Source organism: Clostridiales bacterium (assembly GCA_030016385.1).
Lineage (GTDB): Bacteria > Bacillota > Clostridia > Clostridiales > Oxobacteraceae > JASEJN01.
In genome coordinates, this window is the sequence record JASEJN010000022.1 from 15,643 (window position 1) to 36,984 (window position 21,342).

The following is a 21,342-nucleotide window of genomic DNA, read 5'->3' on the forward strand; positions in this document are numbered from 1 at the left end:
TACAACTTCACTAAATATCATCTTCTTCATCACAGTTTAAATTCAAAATATCCTGAAACGCATGTCTTACAGGGGAATCCAATACTTCCTGCGCCAATTCAAAATATGTCTTTCTTTCTAAAAGTTCTTTGTCCAAAATAAACTGTTTAATATCTTGCTTCATTATAAAAAAGAATCCCCCACCTCAGCGTTAGCAGGTGGGGGAGGGTTCAACCAAGAATCTTCTTTAAATCCTCATCAGGAGTTGAAGTTGGAGAAATATTAAAGTTTTTAACAAGATAACCCAGTATGTTTGGAGAAACAAACGCTGGAAGTGTTGGCCCCAGATAAATGTTCTTTATTCCAAGAGACAAAAGTGTAAGCAAGATGCATACTGCCTTTTGCTCATACCATGAAAGCACCATGGTCAGCGGCAGTTCGTTCACGCTGCAGTTGAATGCTTTTGAAAGCGCCATTGCTACACGGATCGCACCGTAAGCATCATTGCATTGGCCCATATCCATGATGCGGGGCAGTCCCTCTATTTTGCCAAGATCCAAATCGTTGAAACGGTATTTGCCGCAGCCAAGCGTAAGGATAATAGTGTCTTTAGGAGCTTTTTTCACGAATTCAGTATAGTAATTTCTACCTATCCTTGCACCATCGCAACCTCCTACAAGGAAGAAATGACTGATCTTTCCCTTTTTTACGGCATCAACAACTTTGTATGAAACAGAAAGCACCGTCCCATGCCCAAATCCCGTGGTAACTTTTGTACCTCCATTGATTCCATCCATAACATGATCTTCCTTGTAACCTCCAAGTTCTATTGCCTTTTCGATTACAGGCGTAAAGTCTTTTTCATCACCGATGTGTACAGTCCCTGGATAAGCTACAGGGCCGGTTGTGAAAATTCGGTCTCTATAGTTCTCTTTTACAGGCATGAGACAATTGGTGGTAAATAATACGGTACCTGGTATACTCTGAAATTCTTTTTGCTGATTGTACCAGGCAGTCCCAAAATTTCCTTTAAAATGTTGATAAGCCTTGAATTTTGGATATGCATTAGCAGGAAGCATCTCTCCATGAGTATATATATCGATACCTTTTTCTTTGGTTTGCTCGAGGAGAAGATAAAGATCATGCAAATCATGGCCGCTTACTACAATGAACGGGCCTTTCTGTATGGTAAGGGACACAGTTGTAGGTACAGGTGTGCCATAAGTTTCAGTATTTGCCCTGTCAAGAAGCTCCATACACTTTAAGTTGACTTCCCCTGTTTCCATCACAATAGGAATAAGTTCGTCAATTTTCAAATCTTCTCCTATAGCACACATACCCTTGTAAAAAAAATTATTGACTTCTTCATCAGTATATCCAAGCATGAGCGCATGGTAAGCATAGGCTGCCATACCGCGCAAGCCAAATAAAATAAGAGATTTTAAAGAACGAATATCTTCATTACATGTCCAGAGCTTTTTCATGTCATAATCAATACTACATTTGCAGGTAGGTGAATGGTGCTCATGCTGTGATATCAAAGCATCTTTCTCCCTGTGGACTTTTTCAATTTCTCCTTTCACTGATTCACCATCGAAATTTACATTGGTAATAGTTTTAAAAAGCCCTTCTATCATAGTGTAACTCGTTGATGATGTAGGTTTGCTTTTATTTGCGCATCTTGCAAGAGCGATAAGGGCACCCGTAAGCTCGTCCTGCAAATTTGCAACATATGAAGATTTCCCGCAGACTCCGGCTCTTCCCTTGCATCCTGTACATCCGGCGGTTTGCTCGCATTGAAAACAAAACATATCTGACATAATATTACCTCCATAATTTTGATAATATTTACTTTGTGACATCATTGTACTATAATCTTCATATAAAATATGTTGCAGATGCAACAAAATAAGAAAGGAGAAAATCTTTTTGATCCCTATAATTGGCATATTAAAAAATACTGAATTATTTTTTAATATTAACGAGAAAAATATCAAAACTATGCTGAAATGCCTTGGAAACAACAAAAGAAATTATACAAAAGGCGATTTCATTTTCCTTGCAGGAAAATCCGCACCATTTTTATGTATTTTGCTCTCAGGTAAGGCACAGGTAATAAAAGAAAACATTCTTGGTGATTCCATGATTATTGAAACTTTGAAAGCAGGTGATCTTTTCGGAGAAACTTTTGCCTGCATCGGACGAAAAGTAATGCCTGTTTCAGTGACCGCTTTAGAAAAATGTGAAGTTCTTTTGCTCGATGTGAGCAGGATTGTCCACACATGCCAAAATGCCTGCCCCTTTCACCAGCAGTTGATTTCAAACCTGCTCAGGATCATTGCAGAAAAGAACGCCCTGCTAAACCGAAAGATGTCTTATATCACTCATAAGACAATACGTAAAAGGCTTGAGGCATATTTTTATGATGTTGCAAAAAGTAGCGGGTCTTACGAATTTACAATCCCATTTAATCAAAGTGAGCTGTCTGGCTATCTTTGCATAGACCGAAGCGCCATGTGCAGGGAACTTTCGCACATGAAAAAAGATAAGATCCTGGATTATAACGGGAAACATTTTTATCTGCTACATCCAGTTGGAATTTAGCCTAAAGGGGCAGAGCAAAAGGCAGGTAATGTCTCATATGCTGAAAAGTTCCTTTATATCCTCCTCAGTCATCTTGGAAATAAACTTCTCACCTGATTCTATGACGGAATTTATAAGATGCCTCTTTTTCTGCTGAAGATTCTGTATTTTCTCTTCAATAGTACCCTTTGTAATAAGTTTCATAACCTGAACGGAATTTTCCTGTCCGATCCTGTAAGCTCTGTCCGTTGCCTGATCTTCTACAGCAGGGTTCCACCACGGATCAAAATGTATGACCGTATCGGCGCCGGTTAAGTTGAGCCCCGTGCCTCCCGCTTTTAAAGATATCAAAAATACATCCCTGAATCCCTGATTAAATGCATTCACCATCTTATTTCTGTCTTCTGCTTTTGTATTCCCGTCAAGGTAAAAATATGAGATGTTTTCATCTTCTATATTCTTTTCTATAAGCTTCAATGCCTGTGTAAACTGTGAAAATAAAAGCAGCCTGTGTCCTCCTTCTTTAAGTTCATGGATAAGCTCTAAAAGCAGGCACATCTTTCCGCTTCCTCCATTATAATTTTCTATGAAAAGTGACGGGTGGCAGCATATCTGCCTCAACCTTGTAAGTCCTGCGAGTATCATTATCTGACTTTTTTCAAAGCCCCTTGTCTGTATCTCCTTTTGAATTTCACCCTTTATATTCTGAAGGTATGCAAGATATATGATTTTTTGCGCATCTGTAAGCTCGGCTGTAACGACGCTTTCAATCTTGGGGGGTAATTCCTTTAGAACATCCCTCTTAAGCCTTCTTAATATAAAAGGTTTTATATGACTGTTGAGATCCGTCAGGGCGTCTTTATTCCCGTTCATAATAGGTCTTTCAAATTTCTCTAAAAACTTCTTATGAGACAGCAGATATCCGGGCATCAGGAAATCGAATATAGACCAAAGCTCCGTCAGGTTGTTTTCTATGGGCGTACCTGTAAGTGCAAAGTAACCCTGAGCGTTTATCGCTTTTACGGATTTTGCATTTATTGAATTGGGATTTTTAATATATTGTGCTTCATCTAAAAAACAATATCCGAATCTTATATTTTTATAGCTTATTATATCCCTTCTTATAAGCGGATAAGAAGTTATGGCAACATCGGCATCGTTGATACGCCTCATCATATTTTCCCTTTCGGATTTATTTCCCGAAATAATAAGCGTTTTAAGAGAAGGCGCAAATTTTTTGATTTCACTTTCCCAGTTATATATGAGGGATGTAGGACATATTACTATCGATGGAATCCTGACGCTGTCTTTCACAGAAAGTATAAAAGAGATGGCCTGCAGTGTTTTGCCAAGGCCCATATCATCTGCCAGTATGCCGCCGAGCCTATAAGCCGCCAGCGTCCTTAACCATTTGAAACCCGTAACCTGATATCCTCTCATTATGGACTTCAAGCTTTCAGGCACATCAAACTCCATATTCTCAGGTTCTTTTATATTTGAGACCACTTTGCTGAAAGACTTGCTGCGTTCAATATGGACGCTTCCAAGCTCGTTCAATTTATCATCCATATACATCGCCCTGAAGACGGGAAGGTTAATAACTTTTTTCTTGAGGCTGTCTTCCTTTATGTTGAGGGATTCTATCATATCGGATACATTGTCAAGCTCCTCGGACTTTAGAGGTATGAATGAGCCATCGGGCAGACGATAATATTTCTTTTTCCGCTTCAAGGATGCAAAAATCTGAGGCAGACTATCTTTATCTATCCCATCGATTGAAAAATCAAACTCAAGCAAATCGGTATCTTCATTAAATCTTATGCTGGTTCTATAAGACGGCGAATTGTATATTTTGATGTTTTTGAATGATTCGGAATAGAATACATCGCAAAGGTTCTGGAATTTCTGGACGTTTATGCATACAAGCTCATATATCCTGTCGTCGTCATCCATATATAGCCCGTCTTCGCCTTCCTTGAAACCGCAACTCGCTGCCAAATCCAGTATCTCCTTTTCTTTTTCAGTATCACGGACTATTAAGCTATCCCTGCCCAAAATGCCGCTATTATTCTCTTTTTTATTTTCAAAAGGATCGATTTTAATATCCCCGTATATAAAGTCAAACCTTGCAGTAACCTTCTTGTCCTGCTTATCAAGGTACATTTTTGCATTTAGAGGCTGCCGGCATATTTTATTCTTCATATTATCATCCAATTTTAATTTCCCGACTTTTTCTATATTGGGAAGTATTACGGATGCAAACTTTTCCCCATCTTTTTTGGAGAACTTTATATCTTTCAAACCGGCCGCACTCACAGCATTAAAAAACGGAGTAAGGCTATCCCTTTGGGATTTTGAGATGTTATATATGATTCCATTTTGAAATATATACCTTCCGTCAGGCGTAAGAGGGAAAGACCATCCTGCTATATTTATACTCAATATCAAATCGTTCCCTGAATCCTTCAGCATAAATTCTACAGGCAGATCCTTCTTTTCAATGTGCACATTGCTAAAAACCTTTTGCATTATGGTCACGTTTAACGTCTTATCCCCAATAACTTCAAATAAACGCGCAGTGGTTTCAGGCGTAAGTATAATATATTTACCGTTTAATACGCCGTTGTAACTGTAATAGTCCGAATGGTCCATCATTCTTTTTTCCAACTGGTACATTTCTTTAATAAAATTAATTAGGGGAACATCCTCATCCCTTATCATGATGTTATGTGGATCATAAGTAAAATTTTTGCCAAACTCTATAATTGCGTGGGACTCAACAGATTCTATAAAATTGCTGATGCCTTTTATAACATAAAGTTTACTCTCACCTATCCTGAAAGATGCCTTCCTTTGCAAACCGTCATCACTCTGGTAATCCTTGCCTATTTCCAGGTTTACTTCTATATTGGCAGGCCTTCTTAATCTTTTGTTTGCCTTATTCTCAAAAAAATTTATTATATCTCTGGCTGCTTTTTTACTTTTATATTCAGCTTCAAAAGAAGATGGTATACTACGTTTTAAATATGATTTACGTTCTTTTAAGTAAAAAAGAGTGGCGATTATATGTTTACAATATCCCGGATACTCGCTGTGTGCTATGCAATCGCATTTTGCAGATTGTATACTGTCATCATCATAAGAAAATGAAATCTGCACCGAATAATAGTCGGTCCCGCATACAACAGCATGTACAGTTCTTTTTAACACATCTATATCGACATCTATAACCCTGTCATCCTTATAGTACTGAAGCCCCTTTAGCAATGTTGAGCGAGAGTAACAGCCTTTTTTTATCGTATTGTCCGTAATATTAAACATATACATCACCTTTTGATTGTTTTCGGCTTAAGCATCACCGGGTGCATATTTTATATTTGAAGAATATTATTTCGATCGCTAAGCTCTAAGTATATAGAGTCTGTAAACTTGTTCAGGGCAGAATCAAAACTTATCTTAGCTCAAACATGATTCTGCTTATCCTGAACATGCGTTAACAGACTCTAAAGACTTTCCGCTAATTGCTCTTTCCATAATATTCTTCAAATAATCTTTATACACCCAGCATCACATAATATTGTTGACAAGAATAAACTTTTCAAACAAGTTTACCGAATGATATTTTCATTATTTAATCTATTATAACAAAAAAACAATCAATATCCAAATTTAAAAATCCTTCGGGTCTTTACCATGAATGCCCGAAGGGATTTGTTTACCTAAATCAATTCAATTATATGATCCTTTTTAAGTTCAGTTTTCTATATTCTCCCGGAGTGATACCTTCTATACTTTTAAACTTTCTTACAAAGCTTGGGATATCAAAGTAGCCGACATCCTGAACAATATCCTTTATAGGCCTATTAGTAGATACCAACTGACGTTTCACCTCATCTATACGCAATTTCTTTATATATTCGGTAAAAGTATTACCTGTTTGTTCTTTAAAAAATCTGCTTAAATATGAGATAGAAAGATTAAAATGACCTGCAATATTCTCAAGACTTAATCCATAATTTTTAAAACTATTATTTATATATAATAGAATATTATCGCGAAGAATTATATTCTTACTCTCTCTATTTTCTTCAATATAATCACATATACTGCCAATAAGCCCGCTTAACTTGATGTATAGGCTTTCAATAGATTGAAATTCCAAATAATCTTCTATATTTATTGTAAATTTTTCTATCTTCATTTCTCTCAATGCTTTGACAATAATATTTATAATATCAAAGCAAATAAATTTTAGCATTCGTATTGGCATTTTCTTTTCAATTACACAACTCATTATAGTCTTTAACGTATCTATCGCCACTGTTCTGTCACCTTGTTTTATACTCTGTGCAAGCCGTAATTGTTCTTCTGCAGGATACCACTGTAGCTGACAGTTATATGCTGAAGCTACAACCTCATCAAAAAAAGAAAAGCTAACAGCCTTATCTACAGTTCTGTACTCCAATGCAGCAGAAGCCTCTATAAAGGATCGATTAACACACATAATATCATGGTAAGTTCTTCCGATACCTATAGAAGTTGTTATATTAAAATTTTCTCCTAAAACTAAAATTAAATGCCTTGCTAACAATATATGTGCATACCGTGAGCCATTATAATTATCCATATTTAATACAAGAGCTATTGCATTTCCCTGTATTAATTCGATACCATATCCGCTAATATACTGAGATTCAATATGTGATAGAAACTGTATTATTTTTTCTTTTTCAGAAACTGAAAGTGTTTTATACGGTTTCAGTGATATCAGCATAACAGAAAAATACTGTCCCTTAAAAATTAACTGAGAACTGCTTAATAAATGAGTTAATTCCTCACTATTTGATATATCTCCCTTTAAAAGTTTCGATAAAAATTGTTGTTTTACCATAGGTCGTTGTGTGTCCATTTCAGCAATAAGATATTCGTTATGTGAAATAGCATCATCCATGGCATTACGTATAGTATCAAGTTCATTATTCCCGTTAAAGGCTATAGTTTTAGACCAGCGTTCCTTTATATACTCAGATAAATTTTTGATAGGACGATAGTTTTTAATTGATAAGGTATATGCAATACCGATTCCCATAATTAAACTCAGCAACATAATCTGTAATATTAACATCCTCATATGAACAATACGGACTAAAAATTGAGAAGTAGGCATAACTACTATAAACCGCCATTTGGTAGTTTCAGATTTTACATTTATAAATGAATACTTTTTCTTATTTAAACTTGCTTCATATATTCCTGTTGCATTATGCTTGTTCATCTGTAAAAATAAATCCTTAGGTTCTATGGATGTGCCGCTGTTTTTAGAGGCCAGTATATTATTATTTTCATCTACTATATAGACGCTTCCTTGAAAATTACCCAATACATTTGATATCATCCTATCTATCATAGATTCTCGTATAATAAAAATAACTGTGCCATAAGGATATCCACTTTTAGGTGGTATAGGATATAAATATGTCAAAAGCTTTAAGTTTTCATTTTTGTTTATATTGACATCTTCTGCAGGGCGTATCGAAGGAAAGCTTATATTATTTATGTCATTTATAAATTGTTGTTTATCCCATGCGTTATATTTGTATACATATTGTATTAATGTATCCAATGAATTTGACCCTAAAGAAGAATATATAATATTATCTCCACGAAAATACAAAAAAATTTCATCGATAAATGAACTATTATCTTTATATTTACTGAGTTCCTCTATCGCTTTTTTTGTATTATAACCTCCGTTTTTTACCATAAAGCTCATCAGATCAGGATCATAAGATATCTTGGCAGCCATATTTTGCAATTCACACATTCTCATACTGATAAGTGAATTTATCTGTTCAAGTTTATTTATACTTGAAACTTCAACTTCCCTTTTTAAATCTATAACTGTATTTTTATACATCATAGAACCCATTATAATAAGAGGAATAATAAACATTAATAGATAAGATAGCAGATATTTATATAATATATTTGATTTACCGTTATTTATCATCAACTATCACCCCTTAAATAGACTATAAAAAACAAGATCTTATTTAACATCCTCTAACATTTTGCGCCTTCAGAAGATTAATAAGTTTTGTAGTATTTATATCTCTGACTTTGCAATTGTTTTTAATTGAAAGAGCTGCTGCAGTACCGGCTGCTTGCCCTATTGCTATACAATCACCAGTTACCCTGTAGGATGCATGAGCCTCAAATGAACCTGAAATACACCTACCTGCTGTCAAAATGCCATCTATTTTTTTAGGGACTAAACATCTGTATGGTATCTGATATGGTTTAACTTTTATACAATTCTGACCCGCAGTATCCGGTTCATGTATATCTATACCGGATGTAACTGTGGTGATACCATCATTAAACTGCCTTCCTTCAATAACATCCTCTAACGAAAGTTTATATTCTCCAATTATTCTTCTTGTTTCTCTGATTCCAATTTGAGGAGCTGTATATAACAATTTTACATTTCTAAACTGGGGTATATATTTTCTGAACAATTCTATAGTATCCATCACCTGTTTTCTTCCTTCAATTTCTGCCTCTGTAAGGTCACTGGCATCCAGCCCACTAAGCCCTCTTATATGAGTAAGCTGCACCACTGCTGCATCCTGTCCTGGAAGTTGTATAATAAAAGGGCGTTGATACTGAATTTTGTAAGGCAATTTATTCTCATCAACAGCTCTTCTCATAAGATTATAAACTTGAAATGCATCCGTCTGGTTATATTTAATATTGCCTAATACAAACATAAGTGTCATAGCCTGAGTTTTACCATCTGCGTCTCTGCCTATCTTATAATCTGCACCTGCATCTGCTGCAACATCGCCATCTCCTGTGCAATCAATTACAACTTTTGATAGATATGCATATCTTCCGTTTTTGTTCTCAGTAATGATCCCCTTTACTCTATTTTCATCCATTACAGGCCTTGATATCCATGTATGATACAAAGGCAACACTCTTGCTTCTTTAACCATATTATCTAATATGACTTTTATATCATCATAATTGAAACAACTATTTATAAATCCACCGAAGCTTCGCCTTTTTTTTAATTTTATAATAATTTCTTCTATTATTCCACCCTTGTTTGCATAATCAAATATGGGATTTATAAGGCCAGCAGTCCACATGCCTCCAAGGAATCCGTATCTTTCAACTAATAATGTTTTTGCCCCATTTCTGGATGCGGCAATTGCCGCCCCGATACCTGCAGGCCCTCCTCCACATACTATAACATCATATTCACCCTTTATTTCAGTCTTTATGCTTTCAAAAATATAATTTTTCATTTTATCCTATCCTTTCTCATATTTATACATCTTCACAGAGGACACCCTTGCGCTTGGCTAATGGTTGGCAACTGCCAGCCCCCATAGCGGACTTTCACCGTCAAGTTACACACCATGCGTGGCGCACAACCAGAAATTGGAGATCTGTAAAATTACAAATCTCCAATTTTTTTACTTATTTTACACTATTCCATCTATCATAACCAGTTTGATATATCGATAGAACTTTGTCCAAATTCATCTTCTTTATATTTTTCACATATTCATCCCATTCACTCATAGGTATATTGCCCGATATGAATTTGCCTTCCATTTGAGCGACATAAGTATTAAGGTCTGTCTCAAGTGCTGTTAACTGTTTCTGCTCATCCGGTTTGAAACGTATCTGTGGAAATATTTCTTTAAATGAAGGTTCATATTTTTCAGCAACTTCCTTCCTTATGAAAGCATTAAGAGGATCCTTCTGTTTCTCAGCAAAATCTTTAGACCATATTTCAGGAGTACCTGTACCACAATTTGGTGTAGCAGTTGCACGCCATTCTTCAGGATTTGCCTTCCCTTCAGGAGTTATTCTTTCCCACTGGCGTTCTCCATTTACATCAACCCATTTCCAGTGTTTCCCTTCTATACCATTATGGAACAATATGCTACCTTCTTCTGTATATAAATAATCAACCCATATTATAGATGCTTCAGGATATTTATTTTTATTTGTAATCGCGAATGCTGTTACAGTTGCCTCTGGATTTTTCGGCCACATTTTTTGACTATTCACACTGCTTGTCAGTGGAGGTAATGCAGGATATTTATCATTATCTTCAGCTTTTACAGTAAGGAATGGACCCGCATTGGCAAATAATCCCACTCTCTCCTGATTACCTTTAGCGGTCATCTGCTGTGATGTCTGAGAAAATGTTTCATTATCTAAAAGACCTTCTTTATATAATTTATTCATGTATGTCAAGTATTCTTTATATCCCTGCTCTATTGGAACAAATATTACTTTGCCATTTTTTACTGCTTCTCTGCTATCAACAAAACCGAATGCGCTTAGTATGCCACTCCTGATATCGTCAAGCTTAACAGACGACATGGGTATTTCGTCTGATTTACCGTTTTTATTAGGATCATCTTCTTTAAAAACTTTTAAAACATTATATAGTTCATCTACATTTGAAGGCATTTTCAGTCCCACATTATTAAGCCATTCCTGATTAATCCACATTTTTACGGTAAGATTCATAGGTAAATCCGTACCGCTTGGAAGTGAATAGATATGATTATCAGCACAAGTAATGCTCTTTCTAATGTTGGGAAATTTATTAAATATGTTTTCGATATCAGGTGCATATTTTTTAATTAGATCTTCTATAGGAACCAATGTTCCTTGTGAGCCATAAGTTGCCTCATCATCAGGGTTAATAGAATCTCTCCCGAAAAATATATCTGGAAGTTCGCCGCTTGCAAAAGCAAGATTCTTTTTCTCCTGATAGCTTTCCGCAGGCGGAGTGTCAAATTCAAAATGTATGTTAGTCTTTTTTTCCATTTCTTTAAAAACATCCATTTGATCCCATGGAGCCTGTATAGATGCCTTTGGTCCCATGATTTTTAATGTTATTTTATTATTTACAATTGGAAAACCTGTTAAATTAAGATTCTCTGCTGCTTTCTTATCATCGCTTTGATTTGAATTTGTCTGTTTTCTACTTTCACAACCTGAAAGCGTGCTAAGTATCAGCATTAAAGCAATTACCATAGATAGTATTTTTTTCATTTTTACCCTCCATAATTTTAATAGTTAATTTCCTGCCATCAGACCGCTTAATAATTATTGAAAACATACATTTAACTGAGTTTAAATCTTTTCCTCTATTATCCAGTTATCCTTGCATGCGCTCCCTATCTCCACCAATTTACTTATCCCTTTATTGCTCCCACCATAATCCCATGTACAAAATATTTTTGCAAAAATGGATAGATAATCAATACAGGAATTGTTGAAACTATTATAACTGCATATTTTATAATATCAGCAAGCTTTGCCTGCTCGGCCATAGCTACCATATTATCTCCATTCATCATCATCTGTGCGCTCATTTCTTGTTGTATAAGTATTTCCCTTAATATAAGTTGCAATGGAAAAAGTCGCCGGTTACTTAGATATATTAATGCATTAAAGAATGCATTCCAGTAACCAACTCCATAGAATAGTGTCATGACAGCAATTATTGGCGTTGATAGTGGCAATATTATGTTAATAAATATATACATATTGGAACATCCATCTATCATGGATGCCTCTTGTAATTCTTTAGGAATACTGTTTTGAAAATATGTCTTAACAATTATTAAATTCCACACACTAAAGGAACCAGGTATAATCATAGACCATATTTTATTAATAAATCCCAATCTTTTCACTAAAAGATATGTAGGTATCAATCCTCCACTGAAAAACATAGTAATTGTGTATATAGTCATAAAAATATTTCTACCTGGTAAATCCTTTCTTGAAAGCGGATATGCACAAGTAAATGTAAGGAACAAACTTATCATTGTCCCGATTAATGTATAGAATATCGTATTTCTATATCCAACCCATATATCTGCATATTGGAATACTCTCTTAAACCCTTCGAATGTTATCCCTTTTGGGAGCAGCCACATTTTACCTTGGTTTACCAATATAGGATCACTTATGGATGCACTAATCACATAAATCAAGGGATACAATACAACCATCAGAACAGCTATAAGAAAAAAATCATTAACAAAATTAAATATTCTATCCATTTTTGTTTCTCTTATCATGTTAGAGATCCCCCTTTACCATAAGCTAGTTTCTCCGATTTTTCTTGTAATACTATTGACAATTACGAGCAAGAAGCAATTTATTACTGAGTTAAACAGCCCCACTGCTGATGAAAAACTATACTGCGCTTGTAAAAGCCCACTTCTGTAAACATACGTGGATATTACATCTGATGCTTCCATATTCAACTGATTCTGCATTAAAAATACTTTTTCAAAGCCTACATTCATAATTGACCCTGATCTTAAAATCAAAAGTATAACTATCGTTGGCAAAATTCCTGGAATATTAATATACCATATTCTTTGAAGCCTTGTAGCACCATCCATTAAGGCCGCTTCGTGAAGCTGCGGATCTATACCAGCAAGAGCTGCCAGATATATGATAGAGCCCCATCCGGCGCCTTGCCATACACCTGTAAAAACGTAAATAGTTTTAAACCATTCAGGTTTTTGCATAAAAGCAATAGGCTCTCCGCCTAAAAATTTTATCAATGTATTTAAAATACCGCTTGTAGGTGATAAAAAGGCGAGTATTATACCAACCATTACAACTGTTGATATAAAATGTGGAGCATATGTTACAGTCTGTACCAACTTTTTAAAAAAATTACTCTTAACTTCATTCAACATCAATGCCAAAATAATCGGAATCGGGAATCCTACTATAAGCGAATAAAGGCTTATGCCAAGTGTATTTTTTATAAGAGTCCAAAAATAATATGAATTAAAGAATCTTTTTAGATGTTCAAATCCAACCCATGGGCTTCCCCATATTCCTTTAGTAGGTATAAAATCCTTAAATGCTATCTGCAAACCGTATAATGGATAGTAATGGAAAATAATGACATAAATGAATGATGGCAACAGCAATAAATATAAGTCATAATTATAGAGTATCTTATTTAAAACCTTGTGAATCCTTCTTGTATTTCTTTTTACATATATATCCGGCTTTGTTTTAGCAAACATTTCTTGTCCCCCCCATAGCTGATTTAAAAAGATAATAGCAATAAACTGTATATTTGTAAATTTGTCATTTTTGCTGCAATATGTAATTTTTTACGTTAGCTGAATAATACTTTAATTGCAAGCCTGTAGGCTCTTGATGAAAAGATCAAAACAAAAAATATAAAAACTACAGCATAAAAAGCTGTAGTTTTTATATTTTTAACTCTATTGCTATTTAACTATCTGGGTTCTCATGCAGTTGTTGTCAGATCCCATTTTTCATAAATCTTGGGGACATCGCCTATCAGCCTTTTCGTATAAGGCTCTTTCGGATTTAGTATGACATCCTCTGCGCTGCCATGTTCTACAAACTTCCCGTTTTCCATTATATATACGACATCGGATACATAATATGCAAGACCGATATCATGAGTAATGAATACAATAGTCATGTCATTCTCATCGCGTAATTTCAAGAGCATATCCAGTATGGTCGCTCTCGAGCATGCATCTACCATTGACGTAGGCTCATCTGCAATTAAGATCTGAGGCTTTAAGAGAAAAATCCTTGCAATCATAAGGCGCTGCATCTGTCCGCCCGATAGCTCGAATGGATATTTATTGGTAAGCTCCTCAAATTTTAAATTTACAAAGCTGCAGGCCTCTGTCATAAGCTCAATCTTCTTCTCTTTTGGCAAGTGCTTCCCGCCTCTCATATTTATGCAGTCCAAAAGTACGGAATCTATCTTATAAAACATATTAAATGATGAGAACGGATCCTGAAATACGGCCTGTATTCCTCTCCAGTAATTCTCTTTCTTTTTATGGGTCGATATATCCCTTATCTTCCCGTTGAAGTATATCACACCTTCCGTTACGCTGATAAGCCCTAATATCATCTTGGCCAACGTGGTTTTGCCGCTCCCGCTTTTTCCCACGATGGATATAACCTCTCCCTTGTGGAATTCAAAATCGACATGGTCTACAGCCACGGTCTTAATTTTATAATTTCCAAATATCTTGGTAAGGCCTTTCCCGCTTAAGCAAGGAATCATTTTTGTATTATTCATGCCTATACATCTCCTTAAGCTCCTCTATCGAATAAACACAGCGATACATTCTGCCGTTGCCAAATTTTCTTTCCGAAACTTTCTGCTTTCCGCACTCCTCTTTTGCATACCTGCAGCGTTCTTTAAATCTGCAGCCTACCGGAGGGTGTTTTAAATTCGGAGGGGTTCCGGGAATTGCAGTAAGCTTTCTATTCTTTATGCCCGCTTCAGGAACTATGATTGAACCCATAAGACCTTTGGAGTATGGATGCATGGGGTCAAATACCATCTCACGGGCGGTCCCCTTTTCTACCATCTGTCCTGCATACATAACCATAATATCGTCGGTCACATTATAAAGCAGAGGAAGCTCATGAGTAATAAAAATCATCGATTTTATCAATCCCTTTTCCATTAGGCTCCTCAACATTTTGATAACCATTTTTTGGGAAGTGACATCCAGTGCAGACGATGGTTCATCTGCAATAAGAACTTTAGGCGAAAGGATAGTTGAAATCGCAATAACTGTACGCTGCTTCATGCCTCCCGATAATTCCACTGGATATTTTTGCAGTACTTCAGAAGGCAGACCCAAAAGTTCGAATCTTTCCCTCGCAAGATCATGGATATCCCCTTTTGCAGCCTTTGGGTTATGGGCGTGAATAACATCTTCAATAAAGCTTATTATTTTCTGGGTTGGGTTTAATGCGTTCATGGCTGCCTGTGGAATATATGAAATTTCACTTCCTAAAATCTGTCTTCGTATATCGTCCGGCTTCATACTGGAGATATTCCTTCCATCTATGATAATATCCCCGCTGATGTAATGGAGCGGCGCGAAATAATATCCCATCAGGCTAAGTGCCAACGTGGATTTGCCGCATCCGGATTCGCCCGCTATGCCAAGCGATTTCCCTTCTTCTATTTTAAAAGAAACGTTATCAACTGCATAGACATCTTCTCTTTGCCTCGTTATATATTTTGTATTTAGATTGTTTACTTCCAACATTATCTTCCCCATAAGCCGCTCCTTAATCTCTTAATTGTGGATTGAATACCTGATCAAGCCCTGTATTCATCAAATTAAGTGAAAATGATATTAAAGTGATCGCCAGAATAACCGGTAGAAATGCCCACCATGCCCCGCTAAGAGGCGCCTTGTACGCCATGGCCCAGTTCATCATAAGCCCGAGTGTTGAAACTTTTGTTGTGGCCGGACCAAGTCCCAGCATGGAAAGCTGCGCCTCGGAAAGAATTCCTGATGATATCTGAAGAATAAATGCCATAACCACATAGGAAGCTACATACGGCAATATATCTGTCAAAATAATCCTGGGAAGGCTGTGCCCTGATAATTTTGAAAGATTGACATGGTCACGGTTTCTTAAGGACATAACCTGGGAACGCACGGATCTTGTAGTCCATGGCCATGAAGTCAAACCGATGATGGATGCTGTCAGCATAACCCCCCTTGCTTTTTCACCTACGCTGAACGATATTAAAACTAAAAGGATAAATGATGGAATAACTGTAAATATGTTTGTAACGAACATGATAAAATCGTCTAATGTTCCTCCCACATATCCCGCAAGCAGCCCCAGTATCAATCCGATAAGCGTAGCTATGGTGCCTGCAACCAGCCCGATTTTTAATGATGTACCCATGGCTGCTACAAGTTCTGTCAGTTCATCCCTTCCAAAATTATCGGTCCCCAGAATAAATGTCTTTTTATTTAAAATATCTTTAATGTTGGCAAAAGCTTGTGAATCAAGGGGAGACTTTGACTCCAACTCTCCCTTGTCATTTTTGGTTGCTATATATACATCATCATTGCTGATTAATTGATTTATCCTGTTATTAAGTCTTACATACTGCTGTTTCTCAGCAGCAAGTAATCCTGTTTGGGGAGAATCCGGATTATAATTTTCTTCCCATAGATTAACAAGAGCTGCCACATCATTGACATTGATTTCGGATTTTTTTACATTCCCAAATTTGATAAGCCAGTCGGCCATATTTTTTCTATCTGCATCTGATATGGAATTCAATTTCGCTGAAGCTGTATTTATCTTTAAAGTATATTTATTTGTCTGCACGGTATCTTTTACGGATACATACGTTCCCGGTTTATAGAATAGTCCACCCACCATCTCCAGCGGATCTGCCCTTACAAACAGAGGATAGAATATAATTGTAAACAGCATCACTACAAAAATTACAAACCCAGCAATAAATTTTGGAGAATGAAATACTTGCCTTAGCATATTTTTCATAATATCAACTCCTTTTCTCGTAAGCGCAGGACAGCTTAAAACGCTCTATCTACTAAGAGCTATACGTTAAAGATAAATTAATCCTGACATACATTATCAGTCCTGCTGCACTGCCTTGACTCTTGGATCGATAAAACCATAAAGTATCTCAACAGCTAAGTTTGCGATAAGCACCATTATGGTGATAATCAGCGTACATCCCGATATAACCGGATAATCCCTTCCGGTTATGGCCGCCAGAAGTGTAGTGCCAAGGCCAGGATAGCTGAAAATAATCTCAGCTACCAATGCGCCGCCTACCATGGTTCCCAGCGATAATGCAAGTCCGGTAATCTGAGGAAGCATTGCATTCCTAAAAACATATTTTACGACCTTGCTATCCTTGATGCCAAGAAAGCGGCTGTATTTGACATAATCCGCATCGAGTTCATAAATCGACATGGAACGCATTCCAATAGCCTGCCCTCCAATTGTAATAAGTACAATGGACCAGAATGGAAGCTGATAATGATAGATAACCGAGCCGATGAACTGCAGGCTCATGTTAGGGTTCATATTATATCCATATCCCAGCGATGTAGGGAACCATTTTAAATGAACTCCGAAGAAAAATAGCAATAGAATGGCCATTCCAAATGCCGGCATATTGCTTAAGAATAAAAAAGCCGGCAGTACGCCCTTGTCCCAGCCTTTCCTTATATATGCCGCCACAGCGCCTAAAAGGTTGCCCAGAAACCAGCCTACTAAAATTGCAGGCAGCTGCAGGGCTATTGTCCATCCTATGGATTTTGCCAGTATATCCGATACGGTTCTTGGATAATAAATAAATGAAACGCCAAAGTCCCCTTTGAATATATTTACAATATAATGGAAAAACTGCACATACAAAGGCTTGTCTATTCCGAAAGTTTTCACGTAATTTTCATAAACCCTTTGTACGGCTGTCTGGTCCGTGATGCCAACCGCAGTTCTTGCCGCAATGGCTGATACCGGATTGCCCGGCATCAAGCGGGGCAGAAGAAAGTTTAAAATTACTGCGACAATAAGAGTCAACACATACCATATTATCTTCTTAGAATAGTATTTTCTATAAACATTCAATGCGTCATCACCTCTATATAGTAATGTTCCTGTTTTACCAAGGCATTTTATTCAAAAATCAAATGAAAAACTAGCCATGTTTTTCATTTGATTTTATGAAAGCATGGCTAATTTTTCAAACATAATATGCAGGCAGTTTATTTACCGCTTACTAATTTAATCGAGTACAATCCTGCAATACCATAACCATCCGTTAAATCATATGGAGGTATCTCAACACCCTTATCGGATTTTAAGCCCTTCTGCGGATAATTCGTCCATACAGTTTCATTAACCGTATAGAATAATTCAGGTCTGTACATCAATGAGAATGACGGCACCTGAGTCAAATAAATCTTTGATAACTCCGTATACTCTGATTTAAGTTTTGCCTGATCCGTCTCATGAGGGATTAATGATAAAAGCTCATCCGCCCTCTTATCAGAAAATCCGCCAAAGTTTCCTATCATCTGGGTCTTCATTGAGTTATATGAACTTGATAATAAACCATATGCACGCGTCCAAGGATTGGAAATACCTGCTGCCGATGGACTCCACATGGCTATATCAAAGTGCTGGTTCGACAGATCATCATAGAATGTGTTTGCATCCGGGAAATAAGTCTGGATATCGATACCTATTTTCTTTCCGGCTGCTGCCACTATTTCAAGGGAAGCATTCCAGTCTGACCACCCCTGAGGGCATTCGGCCTTGAATGAAAGTTTCTGTCCTTTGTATTCACGGATTCCATCGTTATCCGTATCTTTTATGCCCGCATCGTCCAGAAGCTTCTTGGCACCTTCGACATCATTTCCAGCCCACTGCACGCTCTTTAATGCGCTCTGGTCCACCAATTTCTGCTCTGCATCCGATGGATTCATTAAACTGCGCGGTACATCCTTAAATGACGGAGAGTATCCGCTCATGGCCGATTTAATAATCTGGTCATAATCGACTGCAAGGGCAATTGCCTTGCGCACTGCAACCTGATCGAGCCCCGGTTTCTCCAAGTTATAAAAAGCAGTCGGCATTGTAGCCGCTACATAATATGGAAGCTCCGGAAGGTAAGTCGATATCTTTCCACCCGACATCATACTTTGTACATCGCTTATAAACTGCTGGGAAACGTCAACCTCGCCGGCCTTGAATGCCGTATCTCCGGAAGCATTGTCTTTGAATATGTTATGGCCGATATATTTGGGAACCGGAAGTTTGCCCCACATTGATGCCGCCTTGCCCCAGTAATTATCGTCCCTTTGAAATACAACCTTTTGATCATTTGCGATATAGGGTTTATATGGTCCCGATGCCACTAAATCCTCCATCTTGTCTGTCTTTATCTTGGTAGCATCATTATTGTTCCTTGCTTCAACTTTCTGAATATATGCTTTCTGAAGCACATACATCTTTGGCAAATATTCCAAAACCTTCAGTGGATTAATCGCCTGTCCTGAACTGTTTAATTTTGCTGTAATCACTACTGTGGAAGGATCCTGCGCTTTTATGCTTTCGATATATCCCTTGTAATCTAAGCCAGCCGCAGTTTCATATTTTACATTTACATCAAATGTGTAAGCCACATCATCCGCAGTAACTGCAGTCCCATCGCTCCACTTTGCATCCTTGTTAATCTTAACCGTAAGCGTCGTATGGGCATCATTCCATACAGGATCCCCATCTGCTAACAGCGGATACAACTTGCCATCCAGCATGTTGTACATATAAAGCGTTTCATAGATTAGCGTCCTGGCTGAATCCTTCTGCCCAACGCCCATGGCATTGTTTGAATTACTTGATAAGGGATTCCAGTCATTTATAGCTCCCCACTGCTGTCCATTAAAATAAAGTGTTTCATTTCTGGGAGTCGAGTTTTTATCCTCTGTTTTTGTGCCTTTATCTTTTGTGTTTGTATCTACGGTATTTTTATTTTTACCGCATCCGGCAGCCAGCGTTGCAATCATTGCTGCCACCACTAAAAATACACAAAACTTTTTTAAATGATTGTTCATTCTAGAAACCCTCCAATTATAATTATTTTGCAAGATAATTCTACCAGCAACTTAATTATAATCCGATTATTGAATATTTTCAATAATATTTCAGACAGTTCAGATAGTTTGAAAATTTTGCTCTTTACTGAAAACTGTTGTCAATTATGCTCAAATAAAGTCTAAATTTATACATAACCTCCTATGCCTCTTATGGAAACATCACCCGATATAACCTTCCGTTTTGTCTTGTCATCCAGCTCTACCACGAGAAGCCCATCGTCCGTTACATCTACAGCAGTCCCTTCAAATTTTTCATTTACAGAAATAACGCTTACGCGTTCCCCGAGAGTTACGGAATAGGATTTAAATTCATCTATTATATTCTTCAAGCCATTATTTTTGAAGTCATCATATAAAGCCTCAAATTCCCGAAAAACCCCGACAAGCACAGAACGCCTGGATATTTCATGCCCGCACTCTATATACAGCGATGTCGCAATATTTTTTAAATCCTCCGGAAAATATTTTATATTTATATTGATGCCTACACCTGCTATTATGTAATTTACCGCATCCATTTCCGAATTCATCTCCGTCAATATGCCGCACACTTTTTTTCTATTTATTATTATGTCATTGGGCCATTTTATCCCGACATCCAGATTTGTAACATTCCTTAGCGCCCTGCATACTGCGGTTCCCATAACAAGCGTTATGCCCGAGGCATCCTGTGGTTTAATATCCGGCCTCAACACAAGAGAAAACGCAATCGAAGAAAACTTTGGCGTGCACCATTTTCTTTTAAGTCTTCCCCTTCCCGATGTCTGTTCTTCCGCGATGACCACAAGCCCTTCTGCGCACCCCTTTTGCGCACCTATTGCGGCTATATTGTTTGTGCTGCCGATGCTGTCGAAATATATTATCTCCCTCCCGATATATCTTGTTTTTAAAACAGGAAGTATCTCATCGGAAGTCAAAATATCCGCAGACTTTACGAGTCTGTATCCTTTTTTAGGTATCGATTCTATAACATATCCCTCTTTTTTTAGTTCGCCTATATGCTTCCATATGGCTGCTCTCGAGACATTGAATATGCTGCTTATTTCTTCGCCAGATACAAAACCGTCACCCTTCTTCAGCAGTTTGAGTATTTCAGATTTCATATTGATATTGGAGTTCAAGTGTTTTTCCATCAATATACGATTCTCCTTTTAAAACGGCAACTTCCGTAAGCCAAAAGCCTATAGAAATATAATAATCCGGTAATTTTCTAACAATATAATAATAGCAAATATCATATCCGCCTTCAAAT

General features: G+C 37.0%; 15 protein-coding genes. 1 reads left to right on the forward strand and 14 read right to left on the reverse strand.

What is annotated here, in order from left to right:
- Nucleotides 1-10: 10 nt before the first annotated feature.
- Complete coding sequence (locus QME45_07035) at nt 11-163, reverse strand: hypothetical protein (GenBank protein MDI6618417.1); 153 nt, start codon at nt 161-163, stop codon at nt 11-13.
- A gap of 46 nt (nt 164-209) precedes the next feature.
- Nucleotides 210-1,799, reverse strand: a complete 1,590-nt coding sequence (gene hcp, locus QME45_07040) for a hydroxylamine reductase (GenBank protein MDI6618418.1) — start codon at nt 1,797-1,799, stop codon at nt 210-212.
- Nucleotides 1,800-1,908: 109 nt separating this feature from the next.
- Between hcp and QME45_07045 the strand changes: the two genes are divergently transcribed.
- Entirely contained in the window at nt 1,909-2,583 is a 675-nt protein-coding gene (locus QME45_07045; GenBank protein MDI6618419.1) for a Crp/Fnr family transcriptional regulator, read from the forward strand.
- 33 nt (nt 2,584-2,616) lie between these two features.
- Here QME45_07045 and QME45_07050 read toward each other — a convergent pair whose 3' ends face one another.
- The 12 genes from QME45_07050 to QME45_07105 all read right to left on the reverse strand — a co-directional run bounded on the left by QME45_07050 (nt 2,617) and on the right by QME45_07105 (nt 21,223).
- Nucleotides 2,617-5,883, reverse strand: coding sequence for a DEAD/DEAH box helicase (locus QME45_07050; protein MDI6618420.1), 3,267 nt, complete (start codon nt 5,881-5,883; stop codon nt 2,617-2,619).
- 412 nt (nt 5,884-6,295) lie between these two features.
- Nucleotides 6,296-8,572: an AraC family transcriptional regulator gene (locus QME45_07055; protein ID MDI6618421.1), complete on the reverse strand. Its 2,277-nt coding sequence runs from the start codon at nt 8,570-8,572 to the stop codon at nt 6,296-6,298.
- Nucleotides 8,573-8,615: 43 nt separating this feature from the next.
- The gene (locus QME45_07060; GenBank protein ID MDI6618422.1) at nt 8,616-9,875 is read right to left on the reverse strand and encodes an FAD-dependent oxidoreductase; all 1,260 of its coding nucleotides are present in this window, start codon (nt 9,873-9,875) and stop codon (nt 8,616-8,618) included.
- Nucleotides 9,876-10,050: 175 nt separating this feature from the next.
- Nucleotides 10,051-11,649: an extracellular solute-binding protein gene (locus QME45_07065; GenBank protein MDI6618423.1), complete on the reverse strand. Its 1,599-nt coding sequence runs from the start codon at nt 11,647-11,649 to the stop codon at nt 10,051-10,053.
- Between the two features lie 143 nt (nt 11,650-11,792).
- Nucleotides 11,793-12,686 (reverse strand): carbohydrate ABC transporter permease, encoded by an 894-nt coding sequence (locus QME45_07070; protein ID MDI6618424.1) that lies wholly within the window; start codon nt 12,684-12,686, stop codon nt 11,793-11,795.
- A gap of 15 nt (nt 12,687-12,701) precedes the next feature.
- The gene (locus tag QME45_07075; protein ID MDI6618425.1) at nt 12,702-13,658 is read right to left on the reverse strand and encodes an ABC transporter permease subunit; all 957 of its coding nucleotides are present in this window, start codon (nt 13,656-13,658) and stop codon (nt 12,702-12,704) included.
- A 230-nt stretch (nt 13,659-13,888) separates the two neighbouring features.
- Entirely contained in the window at nt 13,889-14,707 is an 819-nt protein-coding gene (locus QME45_07080) for an ABC transporter ATP-binding protein (protein ID MDI6618426.1), read from the reverse strand.
- Nucleotides 14,700-15,707, reverse strand: a complete 1,008-nt coding sequence (locus QME45_07085) for an ABC transporter ATP-binding protein (protein ID MDI6618427.1) — start codon at nt 15,705-15,707, stop codon at nt 14,700-14,702. The genes QME45_07080 and QME45_07085 overlap by 8 nt, the downstream gene beginning before the upstream one ends.
- A gap of 10 nt (nt 15,708-15,717) precedes the next feature.
- Nucleotides 15,718-16,959, reverse strand: coding sequence for an ABC transporter permease (locus tag QME45_07090; protein ID MDI6618428.1), 1,242 nt, complete (start codon nt 16,957-16,959; stop codon nt 15,718-15,720).
- A 96-nt stretch (nt 16,960-17,055) separates the two neighbouring features.
- The gene (locus tag QME45_07095; GenBank protein MDI6618429.1) at nt 17,056-18,060 is read right to left on the reverse strand and encodes an ABC transporter permease; all 1,005 of its coding nucleotides are present in this window, start codon (nt 18,058-18,060) and stop codon (nt 17,056-17,058) included.
- Nucleotides 18,061-18,197: 137 nt separating this feature from the next.
- Complete coding sequence (locus QME45_07100; protein MDI6618430.1) at nt 18,198-20,048, reverse strand: ABC transporter substrate-binding protein; 1,851 nt, start codon at nt 20,046-20,048, stop codon at nt 18,198-18,200.
- A gap of 167 nt (nt 20,049-20,215) precedes the next feature.
- Nucleotides 20,216-21,223, reverse strand: a complete 1,008-nt coding sequence (locus QME45_07105) for a biotin--[acetyl-CoA-carboxylase] ligase (GenBank protein MDI6618431.1) — start codon at nt 21,221-21,223, stop codon at nt 20,216-20,218.
- Nucleotides 21,224-21,342: the final 119 nt, after the last annotated feature.